At 69.4% G+C, this 21,510-nt stretch carries 15 protein-coding genes, 2 rRNA genes and 1 pseudogene; 4 read left to right on the top strand and 14 right to left on the bottom strand.

Going from position 1 to position 21,510, the window contains the following annotated elements:
* The first annotated feature begins 71 nt into the window (after positions 1-71).
* Positions 72-1,457, top strand: a complete 1,386-nt coding sequence (locus OG266_RS35250; protein WP_371550668.1) for an FAD-binding oxidoreductase — start codon at positions 72-74, stop codon at positions 1,455-1,457.
* A 73-nt stretch (positions 1,458-1,530) separates the two neighbouring features.
* Entirely contained in the window at positions 1,531-3,159 is a 1,629-nt protein-coding gene (locus OG266_RS35245) for a PucR family transcriptional regulator (protein WP_329548457.1), read from the top strand.
* A gap of 15 nt (positions 3,160-3,174) precedes the next feature.
* Here the strand turns inward: OG266_RS35245 and OG266_RS35240 are convergent, their stop codons facing one another.
* The 6 genes from OG266_RS35240 to OG266_RS35215 all read right to left on the bottom strand — a co-directional run bounded on the left by OG266_RS35240 (position 3,175) and on the right by OG266_RS35215 (position 9,557).
* A complete protein-coding gene (locus OG266_RS35240) occupies positions 3,175-4,311 on the bottom strand; it encodes a glycosyltransferase family 4 protein (RefSeq protein ID WP_371550666.1) in 1,137 nt (378 codons plus the stop codon).
* 367 nt (positions 4,312-4,678) lie between these two features.
* The gene (locus tag OG266_RS35235; RefSeq protein ID WP_371550664.1) at positions 4,679-5,437 is read right to left on the bottom strand and encodes a hypothetical protein; all 759 of its coding nucleotides are present in this window, start codon (positions 5,435-5,437) and stop codon (positions 4,679-4,681) included.
* 191 nt (positions 5,438-5,628) lie between these two features.
* Entirely contained in the window at positions 5,629-7,359 is a 1,731-nt protein-coding gene (gene recN, locus OG266_RS35230) for a DNA repair protein RecN (RefSeq protein WP_266466434.1), read from the bottom strand.
* 167 nt (positions 7,360-7,526) lie between these two features.
* Positions 7,527-8,432, bottom strand: coding sequence for an NAD kinase (locus tag OG266_RS35225; RefSeq protein ID WP_266466431.1), 906 nt, complete (start codon positions 8,430-8,432; stop codon positions 7,527-7,529).
* Positions 8,429-9,244 carry a TlyA family RNA methyltransferase gene (locus tag OG266_RS35220; protein WP_371550663.1) on the bottom strand — a complete coding sequence of 272 codons (816 nt, stop codon included), beginning with the start codon at positions 9,242-9,244 and terminating at the stop codon, positions 8,429-8,431. Before OG266_RS35220 ends, OG266_RS35225 begins: the two co-directional genes overlap by 4 nt.
* A gap of 7 nt (positions 9,245-9,251) precedes the next feature.
* Positions 9,252-9,557, bottom strand: a complete 306-nt coding sequence (locus tag OG266_RS35215) for a hypothetical protein (protein ID WP_371550661.1) — start codon at positions 9,555-9,557, stop codon at positions 9,252-9,254.
* Between the two features lie 42 nt (positions 9,558-9,599).
* On the opposite strand from OG266_RS35215, the gene OG266_RS35210 reads away from it, so the two are divergent.
* A complete protein-coding gene (locus OG266_RS35210; RefSeq protein ID WP_266466423.1) occupies positions 9,600-9,947 on the top strand; it encodes an SCP2 sterol-binding domain-containing protein in 348 nt (115 codons plus the stop codon).
* Positions 9,948-9,959: 12 nt separating this feature from the next.
* Here the strand turns inward: OG266_RS35210 and OG266_RS35205 are convergent, their stop codons facing one another.
* The 4 genes from OG266_RS35205 to OG266_RS35190 form a co-directional block, all read right to left on the bottom strand.
* Positions 9,960-10,850: an ABC transporter ATP-binding protein gene (locus OG266_RS35205; protein ID WP_371550660.1), complete on the bottom strand. Its 891-nt coding sequence runs from the start codon at positions 10,848-10,850 to the stop codon at positions 9,960-9,962.
* Complete coding sequence (locus OG266_RS35200; RefSeq protein ID WP_371550658.1) at positions 10,847-11,929, bottom strand: FecCD family ABC transporter permease; 1,083 nt, start codon at positions 11,927-11,929, stop codon at positions 10,847-10,849. Before OG266_RS35200 ends, OG266_RS35205 begins: the two co-directional genes overlap by 4 nt.
* Positions 11,926-12,969 (bottom strand): FecCD family ABC transporter permease, encoded by a 1,044-nt coding sequence (locus OG266_RS35195; protein WP_371550656.1) that lies wholly within the window; start codon positions 12,967-12,969, stop codon positions 11,926-11,928. Before OG266_RS35195 ends, OG266_RS35200 begins: the two co-directional genes overlap by 4 nt.
* A gap of 138 nt (positions 12,970-13,107) precedes the next feature.
* On the bottom strand, positions 13,108-14,136 hold the full coding sequence (locus OG266_RS35190) for an HAD hydrolase-like protein (RefSeq protein ID WP_371550654.1): 1,029 nt from the start codon (positions 14,134-14,136) through the stop codon (positions 13,108-13,110).
* A gap of 72 nt (positions 14,137-14,208) precedes the next feature.
* On the opposite strand from OG266_RS35190, the gene OG266_RS35185 reads away from it, so the two are divergent.
* Positions 14,209-15,501: a DUF1015 domain-containing protein gene (locus tag OG266_RS35185; RefSeq protein WP_371550652.1), complete on the top strand. Its 1,293-nt coding sequence runs from the start codon at positions 14,209-14,211 to the stop codon at positions 15,499-15,501.
* A gap of 65 nt (positions 15,502-15,566) precedes the next feature.
* Here the strand turns inward: OG266_RS35185 and OG266_RS35180 are convergent, their stop codons facing one another.
* From OG266_RS35180 to OG266_RS35165, 4 genes and pseudogenes are all read right to left on the bottom strand, one after another.
* On the bottom strand, positions 15,567-16,442 hold the full coding sequence (locus tag OG266_RS35180) for a hypothetical protein (protein ID WP_371553076.1): 876 nt from the start codon (positions 16,440-16,442) through the stop codon (positions 15,567-15,569).
* A 495-nt stretch (positions 16,443-16,937) separates the two neighbouring features.
* Positions 16,938-17,798: pseudogene (locus OG266_RS35175) on the bottom strand (hypothetical protein); the annotation flags it as partial.
* Between the two features lie 141 nt (positions 17,799-17,939).
* Positions 17,940-18,056 (bottom strand): 5S ribosomal RNA (gene rrf / locus OG266_RS35170).
* Positions 18,057-18,194: 138 nt separating this feature from the next.
* Positions 18,195-21,319 (bottom strand): 23S ribosomal RNA (locus OG266_RS35165).
* Positions 21,320-21,510 lie beyond the last annotated feature (191 nt).

Raw genomic sequence — 21,510 nt, 5'->3', positions numbered from 1 at the left:
AACGCGCCCGATCCACCGTGCCCGCCTAGGCTGAGAGCAGTCCTGTCCCCTGCTGAAAGGGGTCGGCTGCCATGGCTCCCCTCTCCAAGGCGGGCGCGGCCCTCGCTGCGCTCCGCGCGGATCTGTCCGGCGAGGTACTCGCCCCCGACGACCCGGGCTACGACGAGGCCCGGTCCGTCTACAACGGGATGATCGACCGGCGCCCGGCGGTGATCGCACAGTGCGCGAACGAGGCCGATGTCGTCCGGGCCGTGCGCTTCGGGCGGGAGCTGGACCTCGCCATAGCGGTGCGCGGCGGCGGTCACAGCGTGGCGGGCATGGCCCTGAACGACGGCGGTCTGGTGGTCGACCTGCGCAGGATGCACGAGGTGACGGTCCACCCCGGATCCCGGTCGGTACGCGTCCAGGGCGGCGCCCTCATGAGCCATCTCGACCACGCGACCCAGCCGCACGGCCTCGCGACCACCGGCGGCCGCGTCTCGACCACCGGGGTCGGCGGCTTCGTACTCGGTGGCGGCAGCGGCTGGCTCGACCGGACCGTCGGTCTCGCCGTCGACAATCTGCTCGGCGTCGACCTGGTGACGGCCGACGGCAGGACGGTCCGCGCCACCGAGGCGGAGAACCCGGAACTGTTCTGGGCCCTGCACGGCGGCGGCGGGAACTTCGGTGTCGCCACCGCGCTGACCCTGAAGCTGCACGAGTTGCCCGAGTTCTCCATCGCCATGTTGATGTACCTGCCGGAGCGCGGCCCGGAGGTGGTCGGCCTCTACCGCGAGATCATCTCGACGGGACCCCAGGAGGCGAGCGGCGGCGTCATCTACCTGACCGGCCCGCCCGAGGAGTTCATCCCCGAGCACCTGGTCGGCGAGCCACTGTGCTGCGCCCTCCTGACGTACGCGGGCGGCGAGGAGGACATGCGCAAACTCGCCCAGCCGCTCCTTGCACTGCCGCACGAGGCCGAGATCGTCACCGCCCTCCCCTACGTGGACTTCCAGTGCATGCTCGACGACCCGCCCGGCATGCGGAACTACTGGTCCGCCGAGTACCTGACCGGTCTGCCCGACGAACTCGTGGACGTCTTCTGCGCCCTCGGCGACACCGTTCCCGTACCCACCACCCAGCACGTCCTGTTCCCGCAGGGCGGCGCGATCGCCACGGGCCCCACCGAATTCCCGGTGCCCTACCGGGACGCGCCATGGGCCGTGCACCCCTTCGGCGTCTGGGAGGACCCGGCGGACGACGAACGCTGCGTCCAGTGGGTCAAGAGCGTCCGCTCCGCCGTCCAGCCGTGGAGCACCGGTGCGGTCTACCTCAACTTCATCGGCGACGAGGGCGCCGACCGGGTGGTGGCCGGCCTCGGGGCAGAGAACACCCGGCGCCTGGCAGCGGTGAAGGCGGAGTACGACCCCGACAACGTCTTCCGCTTCAACCACAACATCGCCCCCGTGCCCGGCTGAGCACTCCTCAAGGACGGCGCACGTCAGGGGCCGGAGATGTTCCGCGCCGCCTCCGCGGGTAGCGTCCGGGAGCATGGACAGCCGTTACGACACCCAGGGCGCCGGAATCACCGTGCAGCGGGCGCTGGAGCTGCCCGGGCTGCGCAGTGGGCTCCCGGAGATCCTCGCGGGGGCCGACCGGCTGCAGCGCACCGTGCGCTGGGTGCACGCGGGCGAGGTCCCGAACATCGCCTCGCTCCTCAAGGGCGGCGAACTCCTCCTGACCACGGGATATGGCCTGGGCACCCGCCCCGCCGAACAGCGCGCGTTCGTCCGCACGCTGGCCGAGCGCGGCATCGCGGCCCTCGTGGTGGAACTCGGCCCGCGCTTCACCCGGCTGCCCGCCGCCCTCGTGGACACCGCCAGATCCGCCGGTCTCCCCCTCGTCCAGCTACACCGCGAGGTGCCCTTCGTGGCCGTCACGGAGGAGATCCACACCGAGATCGTCAACGGCCACTACGCCCTGCTCCAGCAGGCCGAGGAGGTGCACCGGCGATGCACCGAGGCCTTGCTCGGCGGGGGCGGCGTACCTCAGGTGCTCGGCATTCTCGCGGACTTCAGCGGCAACCCGGTGTTCCTGGAGACGGCGGAGGGACAGCTCCTGTACGCCGCCGGGTCCGGGGGCGCAGGCGCCGATCCGCTCCAGGTGTGGGAGGGGCTGCGCGGCCAGCACAAGGAGGAACCACCTGCCGGGACGACACTCGTGGACGTGCCCGGGGGCGGCCCCGGCACCGGCTCGGTCCGCGCCCGGCTGGTCCTGCTGCCCGTCAACGCCCCGGTCGCCCCGGTGCACAGGCTCGCGATGGAGCGGGCCGCCGGCATCCTGGCCGTCGTCCTGATGCAGGCCCGCCAGGAGGAGGAGCTCGCGGCGCGCGGACGCGGCGACTTCCTCACCGACCTCGCCGAAGGCCGTATCGAGGCGGAGGACGCACCGGCGCAGGCCCGCGTACTCGGCTTCAAGCCCGGCAGCAGCCCGCTCCTGCCGGTGGTGATGCGGCTCGCCGACGGCCTCTCCCCCGGCGGCGGCTGGGCGGTCCTGGCCCGCGCGGTCGCCGAGGAGCTCGCCTCGGTCGGTGTGCCCGTCCTGCTGGGCGTACGTCCCGTCGAGGGCCGTGTCCCGCTCCTGCTGGGCCTGCGCTCGGAGTCCGAACGCTCGGCCGTCGCGGACCGGGTCGCGGCGGCGCTGCGGGCGGGCGTGGAGCGCGCGGGCATGCAGCGGCCCGGCGCGCAGCCGCCGGTGGTCGTCGTCGGCGTCGCGGGCGGCTGGGCGGCGGCCTCCGCGGGCCTGCGGCACGCGGCGGAGACGGCGACGGCCGCGCAGGGACTGACCGACCGCCCCTGGTACGACGCCCGCCGCCTCGACATCGACCTGCTCCTGTGGCGCCTGCGCGACCACCCGGACCTGGCGGCCTTCGTGGACCGCGCCATCGGCCCCCTGCGCGACCACGACAACCGCTCCAAGCCGCCGCTGCTGCCCACCCTGGAGACGTATCTGGCCCACGCGGGCCGCAAGGCGGAGACGGCCCGGGAGCTGCACCTCAACCGCCAGACGCTCTACAACCGCCTGGCCCGCATCGGGGAGTTGCTGGGCACTGACCTGGACGACCCGCAGACGGTACTGGCGTTGAGCCTGGCGCTGCGCGCGCGGAGGCTTGTGCCGTAGGGGCGCAGGGCTCGCTCAGGGAAGCGGTCGCGCCTGGGTCAACTCGTCGTAGACACTCAGCACTTGGGCCACCGTGTCGTCCTCGGTCGGCCAGGTGGCGGCCTGTCGGGCGCCCTTCTCCCTGAGGAGCTCCCGGCGCGCGGGATCGCCGAGAAGGCGTACGACGGCTTCGGCGAGCGCCTTCTCGTCTCCGTGCGGGACGAGTTCCGCCGCGTCGCCGACCAGTTCGGGGATGCCGCCGACGGCGGTCGCGACGAGCGGCACGCCCATGTGGAGGGCCTCCTGCGCGAGGACGGAGCGGGACTCCCAACTGCTGGGCAGCAGCGCGAGATCGGCCGCCGCGAGAAGCTCCGTGATGTCGTCGCGCCGCCCGACCAGGCGGACGGGCAGCCCTTCGTCCTCGATACGGCGCTGCAGCACCGTCCTGAGCGGCCCCTCCCCCGCGATCACGAGCAGCGGCAGGGGGTCGAGGTCCCGCCACGCCCGCGCGGCGTCCAGCAGGGTGTCGTAACCGCGGCCCCGGTCGAGGGAGCCGACGGCCATCAGCAACGGGCGGTCGGTGGCGCCCAGTTCGGCTCGCGCCTTGAGCCGCAGCCGGTCGGGGTCCCCGTTCTCGGCGGAGCCGCGCGGCACCGGGAACGCGACGGCGGCGAGCCGCGCGTCGCGAGCACCCCTGCTGCGGGCCCGGTCCACCAGGTCGGAGGACGTGCCGAGCACCACGGCGGCGGCCTTGGCGACCCGCCGTTCGAGGAGGCGCAGCAGATGTGCCCGCGCGCCCTCGGCGTGCGAGCGCGTGTGCCAGGTGACGACGAGCGGGATACGCCGCCCACTCAGCGCCAACGCGGCCCTCAGCGCCGCGTGCAGCCCATGCGCGTGCACCAGGTCGGCGTCCGCACAGGCCGTCCGCAGCGCGGCCACGGAGGCGGGATCGCTGCTGCGCGGCACCGGAACATGCCGCGCGCCCACACCGCTGAACCCGTATGCATGATCGGCATCGCTGGGGGCGCACACGGTGACCCGCACTCCCCGGGCGACGAGACCCGAGGCCAGCGACCGCACATGCGCGCTGCTGCCAGCGCTCCCGCCGCCGAGCACCTGCACGGTGCGCAGCGGCGACTGGCCGTGCGGTGAGTGGCTGCTCACGTGGCTCACGTGGCCGGGGCTCCTGGTTCGGCGTCGGACGGTCACGAAGAAACGTACAGAAGAATCCTGCGGAGAACCGTACAGAGGGGGTGTACCGCACGTCGCGCTCCGCGTACAACGCCAAGGATGCCAGGCCGCACGGGCGTTCCGACACCGCTGCCCGAACGCGATCGCGACGGCATGGGCAACTCGGGGGCTTCAGTCACTCACATGAGTGAGAAGTGCCGTGTTTTCGTGCGGGTTTGTGCACCTGGTGATCGCGCGGGGCGCAACGGCACGCACACCGTCGCGTTTCACGCCGTCGCGCCTCACACCCCACGCCGTCGCGCCCCCGCGCCTCACGCTTCAGGAACCGTGCGAGCCCGCGTGTCGTCGCTCACCCCAGTGACCGCGCCGCCTCGCTGACCTTGTCCCCGTACACCGTCGCCGCCACCAGTGCCGCGGCGTGTGCGACGAGCCCCGCCCGGCCGTTGCCCGCGGCGATGGCGGTGCCCAGGGCCGCGCCGAGCGCGTGGGCGCCGGTGTCGCCGATCATCGCGCGTTCGCCGAGGTCGTCGGGGAGTACGGCCGCGGCGGCCCCCATCGCCACGGCGGACAGCCGCCCCGCGGTCCCGTCCCGCAGCAACCCGGGCGCCCCCAGGGCGAGCACGGCACCGGCAGCCCTCCCGGGACGCACATCCACGAGGTTGACGAAGTGCGCGGTCCCGGCGATCACCACACCCGCGAGCAGCTTGTCGAAGGCCCGCTCCTTGAGCATCGCCCCGGCCACCAGCCCCGCCGCCGATATCCCGAACAACTTGACCGCCCCGCTGGTCACTTCACCGTCCCGCAGCGCCCCCAGGTGCGCCCGGAACCCCCGCCGGGGATCACCCGCCCCAGCAACATCGTCGTACGCACCACACGCACCGGCGGCCAGCACGGCGAACCCGGCCGCACGATGGGTCCGCGCGGCCCCGAGCGCCGCTCCCACGGCAGCGGCGGGGCCGGCGTACAGCTCGACGGTCCGCCCGGCGTAGTTCTCGCGCTCCCAACGGGTGGGGCCACCCGGCGCCTTGGCGCGCAGCGCGGTGATTCCGGCGCGGGTGAGGGTCAGGGCGGTTCCGAATGCGGCGGTCCTGCCGTTGCGTGTGATCATGCGGGCAACTTTAGGAGGGCCGCGGAGCGGCCGGGATCCGGGGACCGCGGAGCGGTCAAAAGGGGCGGGCGGGCGGGAAAACGCCGCGGAGCGGCGGAGATCGGACCGCGGAGCGGTCAAAGCCACCCCGCGCAGCGGACAAGGCCACACACCGTCGCGGAGCGGCGGAGAATCCCCCCGCCCGCCGGCGGCTACCCGTCCGCCCTGGCCGTCGCCAGCAACTCCTCCGCATGTGCCCGGGCCGTCTCCGAGTCCTCCTGCCCCGCGAGCATCCGGGACAGCTCGCGGATCCGGTCCTCGCCCTCCAGGACCTTGACCCCGGACCGGGTCACCGACCCGTCGTTGGTCTTCTCGACCAGCAACTGCCGGTCGGCGAACGCGGCCACCTGCGGCAGATGCGTGACGACCACGACCTGCGCGGTCTTCGCGAGCCGGGCGAGCCGCCGCCCGATCTCGACCGCGGCCTTGCCACCGACACCGGCGTCGACCTCGTCGAACAGATACGTCGGCACCGGATCCGTACCGGCGAAGACGACCTCCACCGCGAGCATCACGCGCGAGAGCTCACCGCCGGAGGCACCCTTGGCGATGGGCCTGGGCGGCGCGCCGGGGTGCGGAGCGAGCAGCAGCTCGACCTCGTCGACGCCCGCGGGACCGTACGCGACCGTACGCCCGCCGAGTTCCACGCCCTCCGGGTCGTCGGTCTGCCGGATCTCGAACGACACGCGCGCGTGCGGCATGGCGAGCGAGGCCAGCTCGGCGGTCACGGCGGCGGCGAACCGTTCGGCGGCCTCCGTACGGGCCTCCGTCAACCCCTGGGCGAGTCCGCCCAGTTCGGACCGGAGCGCGTCCCGCTCGGCGGTCAGTTCGTCGATCCGCTCGTCGTCGCCTTCGAGTTCGAGGAGCCGTGCGGCGCCCTGCTCGGCCCAGGAGAGCACGGCGTCGATGTCCTCGCCGTACTTGCGGGTGAGCTGGGTGAGCGCGGCCCGCCGCTCCTCGACCGCCGCGAGCCGCAGCGGGTCGGCGTCGAGGTCGTCGGCGTACCCGGCCAGCTCCCCCGCCACATCGCGCAGCAGGATGTTGACCTCGCCGATCCGCGCGGACAGCGCGCCGAGCGAGGAGTCGTGCGACCGTACGGCCTCGAGCGCCCGATGCGCGCCCGCGACGAGCGTCGCCGCGTCGATGCCTTCCGGGTCCTCGGGATTGCCCGCGAGCGCCGCGTGCGCGACCGTGGCGGCCGACGCCAGCGCCTCCGCGTGACCGAGCCGCTCGGCCTCGGCGGCCAGCTCCACGTCCTCGCCCGCGCGCGGTTCGACCCCCGCGATCTCGTCGAGCCCGAAGCGCAGCAGGTCGGCTTCCTGGGCCCGCTCACGCGCGCGCGTCGTGATCTCGTCCAGTTCGCCCGAGATCGCGCGCAGCCGACGGTAGGCGCCCGCGTACTTGGCGAGCGGCACGGCGACCGCGTCCCCCGCGTACCGGTCGAGCGCCTGCCGCTGCCGGGACAGCTTGAGCAGCCCCTGCTGGTCGGTCTGGCCGTGCACGGCCACGAGCTCGTCGGCGAGTTCGGCGAGCACCCCCACCGGCACGGAGCGCCCGCCCAGGTGCGCCCGTGAGCGCCCCTCGGCGGAAACGGTACGGCTGATCAGTAGCGCCCCGTCGTCGAGTTCGGCTCCGGCCTCCTCGGCCCGTACGACCGCCGTCCCGCCCGCGGGTACGGTGATCCGCCCCTCCACGACCGCGTTCTTGGCGCCGATCCGCACGAGCGCCGGGTCGGCACGCCCGCCCAGCAGCAGCCCGAGGCTGGTGACCACCATCGTCTTGCCCGCACCGGTCTCACCGGTCACGGCGGTGAAGCCTGGCGACAGCTCGACCACCGCGTCGTCGATGACTCCGAGCGACCGTATCCGCATCTCCTCCAACACGCCCCCGACCTTACGAGGTCAGGGACCGGATGTGCGACGGCCCCCACCCCCCTGGTACGAAGGCGCAGGTGACAAGGACCCACAAAGGGTCCGTTGTCACCCGCGGGAGTGGGCCACCGTACAGACGCCGCACACAAGTCGTGCACGCCAGCCACGCCGTCGTACGACTAGTGCGGCGCCCCGCGCCACCCGGAAACCGGCAGAGCGAACTTCGCCACCAGCCGATCCGTGAACGACGCGTGATGCAGCCGGGCCAGTCGCACCGGCACAGCCCCCCGCCGCACCTCCACCCGCGCTCCCGGCGGCAACTCCACCGACCGGCGCCCGTCGCACCACAACACCCCCGGCGGAATGTGTGGCAGCACCTCGATCGCGAGTACCGAGTCCGGCGAGGTCACCAGCGGCTTCGCGAACAGCGCGTGCGCACTGATCGGCACCATCAGCAGCGCCTCGACCTCCGGCCACACCACGGGCCCGCCCGCGGAGAAGGCGTACGCCGTGGAGCCGGTCGGCGTGGCGCAGACGATCCCGTCGCAGCCGAAGCCGGTCACGGGCCGCCCGTCGATCTCCAGCACGACCTCAAGCAGCTTCTCGGCGGACACCTTCTGTACGGCGGCTTCGTTCAGCGCCCAGTCGGTGTGCACGATGTCGCCGTTCTTGTGCACGACGACGTCGACGGTCATCCGCTCCTCGACCTCGTACGCCTTGGTCACCACCCGGTCGACGACCTTGTCGAGGTCGTCCCGCTCGGCCTCCGCGAGGAAGCCGACGCGGCCGAGGTTGACGCCGAGCATGGGCACCCCGGACGCGCGGGCGAACTCGGCGCCACGCAGCAGCGTGCCGTCACCGCCGAGCACGATCAGCAGCTCGCACCCGTCGAGGCACTGCGGTGTGGCCTCTTTCACCAGCTCCACTGTCGGTGGCAGCGGCAGGTCGGCGGCCTCCGCCTCCAGCACACGTACGCCGATCCCGGAGCGCAACAGCCCCTGGACGACGAGTTCGGCGCTGCGGATCGCAGCGGGCCGCCCGGTGTGGGCGAGCAGGAAAACAGTACGAGCTCGGGTCTGTGTCAACGCGGCCCCTCCGCCACTGCACGGTCAACGTCTGCCGGATCGAGTTCGGGTGCCCCGGCACGCAGCCACAGAAAGTACTCGACATTGCCCGACGGGCCGGGCAACGGGCTGGCCGTGACCCCCCGCACACCGAGCCCGAGCCCCCAGGCACGCGCGGCCACACCGCGCACGGCCTCGGCCCTCAGCTCCGGGCTGCGCACGACACCGCCGCTGCCCAGCCGTTCCTTCCCCACTTCGAACTGTGGTTTGACCATCATCACCAGATCGGCGTCGGGCGCCGCGCACCGCGCGAGGGCGGGCAGCACCAGGCCGAGCGGGATGAAGGACAGATCCCCGACAACAAGATCCACGGGCTCCCCATCGATCGCCTCCAACGTCAACTCGCGTACGTTCGTACGGTCCTTGACGGTGACGCGTTCATCGCTCTGCAGAGACCAAGCAAGTTGACCGTAGCCGACGTCGACGGCGAGCACATGGGCGGCTCCCGCGCGCAGCAGTACGTCGGTGAAGCCGCCGGTGGACGCACCGGCGTCCAGCGCCCGCCGTCCCTCGACCTTCAGCCCCTGCGGAACGAAGACCTCCAGCGCGCCGGCGAGCTTGTGTCCGCCGCGCGAGACGTAGTCCGGGTCGCTGTCGTCCTGGGTGACCACGATCGCGGCCGCGGTCTCCACCTGTGTGGCGGGCTTCACCGCGACGGTCTTGCCGACGCTGACCCTCCCGGCGGCGATCAGCTGTCCGGCGTGCTCACGCGAGCGGGCGAGCTTGCGGCGGACCAGCTCGGCATCCAGGCGGCGGCGTGCCACTCCTGCCACGTTCGGTTCAGCTCCTGCGGTCGTACGGCGTTGGGGGCACCGGAGGTCCCGGGCGGGCGTCGAGCGCGGTGAGCGCGTCGCGCAGCCCCCGGTGTACATCCTCGTACACCTCGACATGTCCCTCCGTGGCGAGGTGGTCGGCGTCGGCCAGCCGGTCGAGCTGGGCGTCGATGTCCGCGTTGCCGGTGGGGGTGCGGGGCACGTTCAGCGGGGCGGGGACGGCAAGGTCGTAGGCGGGGCCGGCATCGACCGGAACCTCCGGCTCCGGGACCTCGTCCTGCGGAGACGGGATCTCCGGCACTGAGTCGCTCATGCCCCGACGCTACCGCGAAGCCCTGCGGTACCGTCGATCACGATGGCGACGATTGAGGAGTGCCGCACGGCGCTCGAGAAGCTCTCGGACAACATGGCGAGCGCCGAAGGGGACGTACGCACCGCTGCGGCCCTGGACCGCTCGCTGAGCTGCCGTATCACCGACCTGGACATCACCTTCGTCGGCCGTCTCCAGGACGGCCGGATCAAAGTGCTGGACACACTCCAGGGCTCGCCGGCCGAGAAGGCCCAGATCCGGCTCACGATGAGCGGTGACGACCTGGTCGCGATGGTGAACGGCGAGCTGAACTTCGCGAAGGCCTGGGGCTCGGGCCGGGTGAAGTTGGAGGCGGGCCTGCGCGACCTGTTCCGGCTCAGGACCCTTCTGTAACCGACTTCCGCCTCAGGACCCTTCCGTAGCCGACACCGACACCGGCGCCTTGGCCGAGTCCGAGGCGGCCGTACGGGCCTTGCGCGCCGCCGGCACCACCAGTGGTGTCCCTGTCTCCGGGTCGTCGATGACCTGGCAGCGCAGTCCGAAGACCTCCTCGACCAGGCCGGCCGTGACGATCTCGCTCGGCGCGCCCTCGGCGATGACCTCGCCTTCGCGCAGGGCGATGAGGTGGGTGGCGTACCGGGCCGCGTGGTTGAGGTCGTGCAGTACGGCGACCAGGGTGCGGCCCTGTTCCTCGTGGAGTTCGGCGCAGAGGTCGAGGACGTCGATCTGGTGCTGGATGTCGAGGTAGGTCGTGGGCTCGTCGAGGAGCAGCAGCGGTGTCTGCTGTGCGAGGGCCATGGCGATCCACACGCGCTGCCGCTGTCCGCCGGACAGTTCGTCGACATAGCGATCGGCGAGCTCGGCGACTCCGGTCGAGGCCATCGACTCCTGGACGACCCGCTCGTCCTCCGTGGACCACTGGCGCAGCAGCCCCTGGTGCGGATAGCGGCCCCGGCCGACCAGGTCGCCGACCGTGATCCCGTCCGGCGCGATCGACGACTGCGGCAGCAGCCCGAGCGTCCTGGCGACCTTCTTCGCGGGCATCGACTGGATGACCTGCCCGTCGAGCAGCACCCGCCCCTCGGACGGCTTGAGCATCCGCGAAAGGGCGCGCAGCAGTGTCGACTTGCCGCAGGCGTTCGGGCCGACGATCACGGTGAAGGAGTTGTCGGGGATCTCCACCGACAGCTTCTCCGCGATGACGCGCTGGTCGTAGGCGAGGGTGACGTTGTCGGCGGACAGGCGGTTCACGGTGCTGGTGCTCCTCTTGGTGTTCTCGTTCGCTGCGGCGCTCATATCCGGCCCGCCTTCCGCTCGGTGACCAGGAGCCACAGCAGATAGACGCCGCCGAGGACTCCGGTCACGACGCCGACGGGCAGCTGGTCGGCGCCGAAGGCCCGCTGCGAGGCCCAGTCCGCGACGATCAGCAGGGTCGCGCCCATGCACATGGAGGGCACGATGTTCGGTCCGGGTGAGCGGGTCAGCCGCCGGGCGAGCTGCGGCGAAGTCAGCGCCACGAAGCCGACCGGCCCCGCGGCGGCGGTGGCGCCCGCGGTGAGCAGTACGGCGGCCACCATCAGCAGCAGCCGTGTCCGCTCGACCCGCACTCCGAGCGCGTACGAGACGTCGTCGCCCATCTCCATCATGCGCAGCGCTCGCGTGTTGGCGAGGACCAGGGGTATAAGGACGGCGCACATGACGAGCAGCGGCCATACCTGCTTCCAGTCACGGCCGTTGAGCGAGCCGGTCATCCAGACGATCGCGCGGGCCGCGTCGACGATGTCGGCCTTGGTGATCAGATAGCCGTTGACCGCCGTGACGATCGCGGAGACACCGATACCGACCAGAACCAGTCGATAACCGTGCACTCCTCGCTTCCAGGCGAGCAGATAGATGGCGATCCCGGTCACGAGTCCGCCGACGAGCGCCCCGAGAGCGACCTGGTTCGCGCTCCCCGAGAACAGCACGATCATGATGAGCGCGCCGGCCGTGGAGCCCTGCCCGAGGCCGAGCACGTCCGGACTGCCCAGCGGATTGCGGGAGATGGACTGGAAGATCGCCCCGCCGAGCCCCAGTGAGGCCCCCACCAGCAGACCGACGAGGACCCGCGGCAGCCGCAGGTCGCCGACGATGTACTCCTGGATCGCGGTCCCCTCGCCGAACAGCGTCTTGAGGACGTCCGCGGCCGAGATCGGGAAGTCGCCGGTGCCGATCAGCACGACGCTCGCGGTGAGCGCGGCCACGATCAGCAGGACGACGACGGTGAACGCCCGGACGTCGAACCGGACCGACAGCCCGCCGCGTGTCCGGACGGCTCGGGTACCCCGGACACGGAGGGCCGGGGGGCGGGTGGCCGGATCGTGTGTGGTGGTCACAGCTGCGCCGTCCTCCGCCGTCGTACGAGATAGATGAAGACCGGGCCGCCGAGGACCGCGGTGACGATGCCGACCTGCAACTCCGCGGGCCGCGCCACCATCCGTCCGACGACGTCGGCGCCCAGGAGCAGTACGGGCGACAGCACGGTGGCGTACGGCAGGATCCAGCGCAGGTCGGGCCCGGTGAAGGACCGGACGACGTGCGGGACCATCAGGCCGACGAACACGATCGGCCCGCAGGCGGCGGTCGCGGCCCCGCACAGCACGGTCGCGGCGGCCATGGAGAGCGCGCGGGTGCGGTTCAGGTTGGCGCCGAGCGCGCGGGCGGTGTCGTCGCCCATGGTCACGGCGTTCAGCGGCCGGGCGAGGGCCAGCGCGAGGATCGTGCCGACCGCCAGGAACGGCAGCACCTGCCTGATGGTGGTGTCGGTGGCCGAGGCCAGTGAACCGACCGTCCAGAAACGCATCTTGCCGAGCGCGGCGTTGTCCATGATCATCACGGCTTGCAGATAGCCGTAGAGCGCGGCACTGATCGCCGTACCCGCGAGCGCGAGCCGCACCGGCGTCGCCCCCCGGCTGCCACCGAGGAACCAGACCAGCGCGCCAACCGCCGCCGCCCCGAAGAAGGCGAACCAGACGTAGCCGCTCAGGCTCGTGACGCCGAAGAACGTGATGGCGGTGACGACCGCGGCGGACGCGCCCGCGTTGATCCCGAGCAGTCCGGGGTCGGCCAGCGGGTTACGGGTGAGGGCCTGGAGGACGGCTCCCGAAAGCCCCAGCGCGGCGCCGGCCAGCAGGCCGAGGACGGTACGGGAGAGCCGGTCACCGACCACGACATCGGCGTACGTCCCCGAGTCATGGAACAGGCCGTGCCAGACCTCGTCCAGCGGCAGCGCTTTCGCACCGATCGCGATGCTCGCCAACGCGACGAGCACCAGGAGCCCCACGGACGCGAGGAGCCCAAAAGCACGTATCGCCCGGCGGGTTGGGGGCGCGGGGGCGGTCTCCGCGCGCTCTTCAGGAGGACTGTCAACCAACACGCAGTTAGGTTAGCCTACCCTCCCATTGGGCCTCGATCCCGAGTCGCCCCTGATGAGCCGCCTGTTGCTCCGCCTGTTGCTCCGCTTGTTGTTCCCCCTGCCGCTCTCCTTGTCGCGCCTGCTGAGCCCTCTGCGCGCTCAGAGCCCCAACCGCGCCAGCGCCTTCCCCCCGTCCAGCTCGCACGCCCCGTCGCCGGCCGCCGTCCACGCCGCCGCACACAGCGCACGCAGACCGTCGAGGGCCTCGCCGTCGCCCTCCAGCTCCAGCCGCTCGCTGGCGGCCGTCGCGGTCCAGCCGCCGCAGCGGAAGCCCCCGGCCGCCTCGACGACCTCCGGCTGCCCGGTGAGCAGACCGCGCAGATCGGCGTCCAGGTACGTCGGCCGGTGCTGCGGCGGAGCGGCGAGCAGCTGGGCGCCGTCCGTGACGCCGGTCAGCACGAGCAGCGAGTCCACCTCGCCGTTGAACGCACCCTCGATGTCCGTGTCCAGCCGGTCACCGACCACCAGCGGTCGCTCGGCCCCGGTCCGCAGAATCGTCTCCCGGTGCATCGGGGGCAGCGGCTTCCCCGCCACCTGCGGCTCGGCGCCCGTGGCGATGCGCACGACCTCCACCGCCGCGCCGTTGCCCGGAGCGATCCCGCGTGCGCTCGGGATCGTCAGATCGGTGTTGGACGCGAACCACGGAACCCCGCGCGCGATGGCGTAGCACGCCTCCGCGAAGCGCCCCCAGGGCAGATCCGGGCCACCGAATCCCTGGACGACAGCAGCAGGATCGTCATCGGCCGACTCGACCGGTTCGAGCCCGCGCTCACGCAGCGCGACCCGCAGCCCCTCCCCGCCGATGACCAGCACACGCGCGCCGGCGGGCACCTGCTCGCTGATGAGCCGTGCCGCGGCCTGCGCCGAGGTGATGACGTCGGAGGCCCCGGTCGGTATCCCCAGCTCCGTGAGGTGCTCGGCCACCACGTCCGGCGTCCGCAGCGCGTTGTTCGTGACGTAGGCGAGACGCATCCCGCCCGAACGGGCCGTGCCGAGGGACTCAACCGCGTACGCGATCGCGTTCCCGCCCGCGTACACCACCCCGTCCAGATCGAGCAGAGCCGTGTCGTACGCCTCACTCAGGGCCTGTGCACTGCCCTCGGGCCGCGTCCTGACGGTCTGACTCATTCCGCATCGCTCCTCGTTCGATCCCTTTGCCCCGATCATCGCGCATGCCACTGACACACTTACGATGCCTGAATGAACTATGCAGGTCCCGCGCACGTACCCGCACGCATGGGCCTTGATCTGAACCCCTTCCGGGGCCTGCGCTACGACCCCGACCGGGTCGGCAGCCTGGCCGCCGTGACCTCACCGCCGTACGACGTCGTCGTGCGGCCGGACGGTCTGCTGCACCTCGAATCCGCGGACCCGCACAACATCGTCCGGCTGATCCTCCCGCAGGATTCCACCCCCACCGCGCGCAACCAGCAGGCGGCCGAAACCCTGCACCGCTGGCTGTCCGAGGGCGTCCTCACCACCGACACCGAGCCGGGTCTGTACGTCTACGAACAGCGCGACGGCGACGGCATGCTGCAACGCGGCATCATCGGCGCCCTGCGCCTGTCGGAGCCTGCGGACGGCGTCGTCCTCCCCCACGAGGACGTGATGCCGCACGTCATCGCGGACCGCGCGGCCCTGATGCGCGCCACCTCCGCCAACCTCGAACCCCTGCTGCTGACCTACCGCGGCAACGGTTCCCGGGTCGGCACCGCCGCCGTCATCGAGCGCACCGCCCAGCACCCGCCGCTCCTGTCGACCACCACGGAGGACGGTTTCAGCCACCGCCTGTGGGCGGTCACCGACCCCGCAGACCTGGCCGAGATCCAGACAGATCTCGGTCACCACCAGGCCCTCATCGCCGACGGCCACCACCGCTGGGCGACGTATCTGCGTCTACGCGCGGAGCACCCCTCCCCCAGCCCCTGGGACTACGGCCTGGTCCTCCTGGTCGACACCACGCGCTACCCGCTCCGCGTCCGCGCGATCCACCGCCTCCTGCACCGCCTGCCGGTCGCCGACGCGCTGGCCGCCCTCACCGGCTCCTTCCGCATACGCCACCTCGACGTCCCCCTCTCCGAGGCCCTGGACGCCCTGGCCGCGGCAGCCGCGGACGGAAACGCCTTCCTCCTTGCCGGCGACGGCGCCTTCCACCTGGTCGACCGCCCGTCTCCTGACCTCCTCGCCCGTACGATCCCGGGTGACCACCCCGAGGCCTGGCGCACCCTGGACGCGACGGTCCTGCACGCCACGCTCCTCGAACACGTCTGGGGCATCCCGGAGGACTCGCCCGAGCACATCGCCTACATCCACGACACGGCGGCCACCGTCGACAAGGCGGAGCGCGACGGCGGCACGGCAGTCCTGATGCACCCGGTCCGCGAGGACGTCGTACGCGACCTGGCCCGCCAGGGCGTCACCATGCCCCGCAAGTCGACGTCGTTCGGCCCGAAACCGGCCTCGGGCCTGGTACTGCGGGCACTCGCGCGCTGAAAACGCGGACGGGCGGAACCCCTTCCGGAGTCCCGCCCGTCCGCGTCTACGTCTCTTGCGTGGCGTCAGTCCTGAGCCGCGCTCTTGGAGCCATCCTCGTCATCGCCGGCGTCGACCTCGGCCGGCGTCTGCTCGCCCTGCGAAGACTCGTCCTCGGGCTCGATGTCGTCCTCGGGCTCGATCACTGTGTCGATCTCGACCTCGGCCGGCGCCTCCACCTCGGTCACAGTCACCGTCACCGACTCCGACTCGTCCTCATCCTCGACGAGCGCGTCGACGAACTCGACGCCGTCCAGCTCAGCGAGCCGGTCGGAGGCGTCCGTGCTGCCGTCCTTGTCGGACTCGATGGCCTTCGCGAACCATTCGCGCGCCTCGCCCTCGCGACCGGCGGCGAGCAGCGCGTCGGCGTACGCGTAACGCAGGCGCGCCGTCCAGGGCTGCGTCGAGTTCGAGGCGAGCTCGGGGCTCTGGAGGGTCACGATGGCGGCGTCGATCTGCCCCATGTCCCGCCGCGCACCGGCGGCCACGAGACGCATCTCGACCTGTCCGGCCTTGTCCAGCTTGTGCACCTCAGGCGCACCGGCCATCTCCAGCGCCTTCTCGGGCCGGCCAAGACCGCGCTCGCAGTCCGCCATGACCGGCCAGAGGTCCACGCCACCGGTCATACGGCGCGCGGCCCGGAACTCGGCAAGCGCCTCGCTGTACTTCTGGCTCGCGTACGCGGCGAAACCGGCCGCCTCACGTACGGCGGCGACACGCGACGCCAGACGCAGGGCAACCTTCGAGTAGCCGTACGCCCCCTCGGGGTCCTCGTCGATGAGCCGGGCGACCATCACCAGGTTCTTGGCGACATCCTCGGCAAGCCCCTTCGGGAGGCTCTGCAGTTCCTGCCGTACGTCCTTGTCGATCTCGTCGCCGGTGACGTCCTCGGGGATCGGCAGTCGCTTGATCGGCTCACGGTCCCGGTCACGGTCGTCACGGAAACCGCCGCCACCGCGCCGGTCGTCACCACGCCGGTCGTCCCGGCCTCGGAAGCCACCGCCAGCGGGGCGACCGCCCCTGTCGTCACGACGCGGGGCAGCACCGCGGTCGTCACGACCACGGAATCCGCCGCTTCGGCTGTCGCCTCGGCTGTCGTCGCGGCGGAACGCCGGACGGTCGTCCCTGCGGTCGTCACGACGGGCATCGCCACGGTTGTCGTCCCGACGGAAGCCACCACGGTCCCCGCTGTCACGCCGGTCGTCACGACGGAAGCCACTGCCTCCGCGGTCGTCATCACGACGGGGCCCACTGCTGGGACGGTCGTCACGACGGAACCCGCCGCCACGGTTGTCGTCCCGACGGAAGCCACCACGGTCGCCGCTGTCACGCCGGTCGTCACGACGGAAGCCGCTCCCGCCACGGTCGTCATCACGACGCGGAGCACTGCTGGGACGATCGTCACGACGGAAAGCCGGACGGTCTCCCTCACGACCGCTTCCACGGTCATCACGACGCGGGCCACTCGGGCGATCACCGCCCCGGAACGGCGGGCGGTCCCCGTCGCGACGGAATCCGCCGCTTCGGCTGTCGCCTCGGCTGTCGTCGCGGCGGAACGCCGGACGGTCGTCCCTGCGGTCGTCACGACGGGCATCGCCACGGTTGTCGTCCCGACGGAAGCCACCACGGTCGCCGCTGTCACGCCGGTCGTCACGCCGGAACCCACTGCCTCCGCGGTCGTCATCACGACGCGGACCGCTGCTCGGACGATCGTCACGACGGAAGCTGCTGCCGCCACGGTCGTCATCACGACGGGGCCCACTGCTGGGACGGTCGTCACGACGGAACCCGCCGCCACGGTTGTCATCACGGCGCGGGGTGCTGGGACGGTCATCCCGGCGCGGGCCACCGCTGGGACGATCGTCACGACGGAAAGCCGGACGATCCCCCTCACGACCGCTTCCACGGTCATCACGACGCGGGGCACTGCTGGAACGATCGTCACGACGGAACGGCGGACGCCCACCGCGGTCGCCCTCCCGCCGGTCGTCGCGGCCGCGGAATCCGCCGCCACCACGGTTGTCGCCACCACGGTTGTCGCCGCCACGGTTGTCATCACGGCGGTTGTCGTCACGGCGCGGGGCCGCGGGACGGTCATCCCGACGGAAACCGCCACGGTCGCCGCCACTCCTGTCGTCGCGCCGGCCCTGACCCCCGCGGTCGCCTTCACGGCGATCACTGTCGCGGGGCGGGCCCGCGCGGTAGCCTCCGCGGTCACCACTGTCCCGGCGTCGCTGGTCGCGCTCCGGTCGCTCATCGGGAGAGTTGGTGGACATGGTGACTCCTGTCTTCGGTACCGCAAGTCATTCTCGCGCAGCCGGGTACCCGGCGCGCTTCGGAAAAACAAAAAAGGACCTCTAGCCCCAGCGAGTCGCTGGGACCAGAGGTCCTCAAGATTTGTTCGGCGGCGTCCTACTCTCCCACAGGGTCCCCCCTGCAGTACCATCGGCGCTGTGAGGCTTAGCTTCCGGGTTCGGAATGTAACCGGGCGTTTCCCTCACGCTATGACCACCGAAACCCTTTCAGACACCCCGCCGCAAAAGCGAGGCCTCGAACGGGCAGCGAACAAGCACACTTTTCAATTGAATTAGTGAAACTGTTCAGCCAGCACAACCGTTCGTTGTCTGGGAACTACACAGTGGACGCGAGCAACTGAGGACAAGCCCTCGGCCTATTAGTACCAGTCAGCTTCGCCCATTACTGGGCTTCCACATCTGGCCTATCAACCCAGTCGTCTACTGGGAGCCTTAACCAATCTAGTTGGTGGGAATACTCATCTCGAAGCAGGCTTCCCGCTTAGATGCTTTCAGCGGTTATCCCTCCCGAACGTAGCCAACCAGCCATGCCCTTGGCAGGACAACTGGCACACCAGAGGTTCGTCCGTCCCGGTCCTCTCGTACTAGGGACAGCCCTTCTCAATATTCCTGCGCGCGCAGCGGATAGGGACCGAACTGTCTCACGACGTTCTAAACCCAGCTCGCGTACCGCTTTAATGGGCGAACAGCCCAACCCTTGGGACCGACTCCAGCCCCAGGATGCGACGAGCCGACATCGAGGTGCCAAACCATCCCGTCGATATGGACTCTTGGGGAAGATCAGCCTGTTATCCCCGGGGTACCTTTTATCCGTTGAGCGACGGCGCTTCCACAAGCCACCGCCGGATCACTAGTCCCGACTTTCGTCCCTGCTCGACCCGTCGGTCTCACAGTCAAGCTCCCTTGTGCACTTACACTCAACACCTGATTACCAACCAGGCTGAGGGAACCTTTGGGCGCCTCCGTTACTCTTTAGGAGGCAACCGCCCCAGTTAAACTACCCATCAGACACTGTCCCTGATCCGGATCACGGACCCAGGTTAGACATCCAGCACGACCAGACTGGTATTTCAACGACGACTCCACCTGAGCTGGCGCTCAAGCTTCACAGTCTCCCAGCTATCCTACACAAGCCGAACCGAACACCAATATCAAACTATAGTAAAGGTCCCGGGGTCTTTCCGTCCTGCTGCGCGAAACGAGCATCTTTACTCGTAGTGCAATTTCACCGGGCCTATGGTTGAGACAGTCGAGAAGTCGTTACGCCATTCGTGCAGGTCGGAACTTACCCGACAAGGAATTTCGCTACCTTAGGATGGTTATAGTTACCACCGCCGTTTACTGGCGCTTAAGTTCTCAGCTTCGCACACCCGAAAGTGCACTAACCGGTCCCCTTAACGTTCCAGCACCGGGCAGGCGTCAGTCCGTATACATCGCCTTACGGCTTCGCACGGACCTGTGTTTTTAGTAAACAGTCGCTTCTCGCTGGTCTCTGCGGCCACCCCCAGCTCATGGAGTAAATCCAATCACCGGTGATGGCCCCCCTTCTCCCGAAGTTACGGGGGCATTTTGCCGAGTTCCTTAACCATAGTTCACCCGAACGCCTCGGTATTCTCTACCTGACCACCTGAGTCGGTTTAGGGTACGGGCCGCCATGAAACTCGCTAGAGGCTTTTCTCGACAGCATAGGATCATCCACTTCACCACAATCGGCTCGGCATCAGGTCTCAGCCTTAATGTGCGACGGATTTACCTATCACACGGCCTACACCCTTACCCCGGGACAACCACCGCCCGGGATGGACTACCTTCCTGCGTCACCCCATCACTCACCTACTACCAGCTCGGGTCACCGGCTCCACCACTTCCCTCAACTCCGAAGAGATCAGGACGGCTTCACGGGCTTAGCATTACTGGATTCAATGTTTGACGCTTCACAGCGGGTACCGGAATATCAACCGGTTATCCATCGACTACGCCTGTCGGCCTCGCCTTAGGTCCCGACTTACCCTGGGCAGATCAGCTTGACCCAGGAACCCTTAGTCAATCGGCGCACACGTTTCTCACGTGTGTATCGCTACTCATGCCTGCATTCTCACTCGTGAACCGTCCACCACTAGCTTCCGCTGCGGCTTCACCCGGCACACGACGCTCCCCTACCCATCCCAGCCCCCGTTGGGGGTATGTGCTGGAATGACACGACTTCGGCGGTACGCTTGAGCCCCGCTACATTGTCGGCGCGGAATCACTAGACCAGTGAGCTATTACGCACTCTTTCAAGGGTGGCTGCTTCTAAGCCAACCTCCTGGTTGTCTGTGCGACTCCACATCCTTTCCCACTTAGCGTACGCTTAGGGGCCTTAGTCGATGCTCTGGGCTGTTTCCCTCTCGACCATGGAGCTTATCCCCCACAGTCTCACTGCCGTGCTCTCACTTACCGGCATTCGGAGTTTGGCTAAGGTCAGTAACCCGGTAGGGCCCATCGCCTATCCAGTGCTCTACCTCCGGCAAGAAACACACGACGCTGCACCTAAATGCATTTCGGGGAGAACCAGCTATCACGGAGTTTGATTGGCCTTTCACCCCTAACCACAGGTCATCCCCCAGGTTTTCAACCCTGGTGGGTTCGGTCCTCCACGACCTCTTACAGCCGCTTCAACCTGCCCATGGCTAGATCACTCCGCTTCGGGTCTTGAGCGCGCTACTAAATCGCCCTATTCGGACTCGCTTTCGCTACGGCTTCCCCACACGGGTTAACCTCGCAACACACCGCAAACTCGCAGGCTCATTCTTCAAAAGGCACGCAGTCACGACGCACCAAGTAAACTTGATGCGCGACGCTCCCACGGCTTGTAGGCACACGGTTTCAGGTACTATTTCACTCCGCTCCCGCGGTACTTTTCACCATTCCCTCACGGTACTATCCGCTATCGGTCACCAGGGAATATTTAGGCTTAGCGGGTGGTCCCGCCAGATTCACACGGGATTTCTCGGGCCCCGTGCTACTTGGGTGTTTCTCAAACGAGCCGTTGACGTTTCGACTACGGGGGTCTTACCCTCTACGCCGGACCTTTCGCATGTCCTTCGCCTACATCAACGGTTTCTGACTCGTCTCACGATCGGCAGACCGTGAAAGAGAAATCCCACAACCCCATATACGCAACCCCTGCCGGGTCTCACACGCATATGGTTTAGCCTCATCCAGTTTCGCTCGCCACTACTCCCGGAATCACGGTTGTTTTCTCTTCCTGCGGGTACTGAGATGTTTCACTTCCCCGCGTTCCCTCCACATACCCTATGTGTTCAGGTATGGGTGACAGCCCATGACGACTGCCGGGTTTCCCCATTCGGAAACCCCCGGATCAAAGCCTGGTTGACGGCTCCCCGGGGACTATCGTGGCCTCCCACGTCCTTCATCGGTTCCTGGTGCCAAGGCATCCACCGTGCGCCCTTAAAAACTTGGCCACAGATGCTCGCGTCCACTGTGCAGTTCTCAAACAACGACCAACCACCCACCACCCCACCCTGAAGGGCGAGTTCACTGGGGCCGGCACTGAAGAAACAGGCTTGAACAGCCCGTACCTTCAGACACCCAACAGCGTGCCCGGCACCCTCGCCACTCATGATCAGCTTTCCACGCCCCGAAGGACAGTACT

Origin of the sequence: Streptomyces sp. NBC_00554, assembly GCF_041431135.1 — a bacterium.
Lineage (GTDB): Bacteria > Actinomycetota > Actinomycetes > Streptomycetales > Streptomycetaceae > Streptomyces.
The sequence above is the reverse complement of the archived record's forward strand: the minus strand, read 5'-3'. Positions and strand labels throughout refer to the sequence as shown.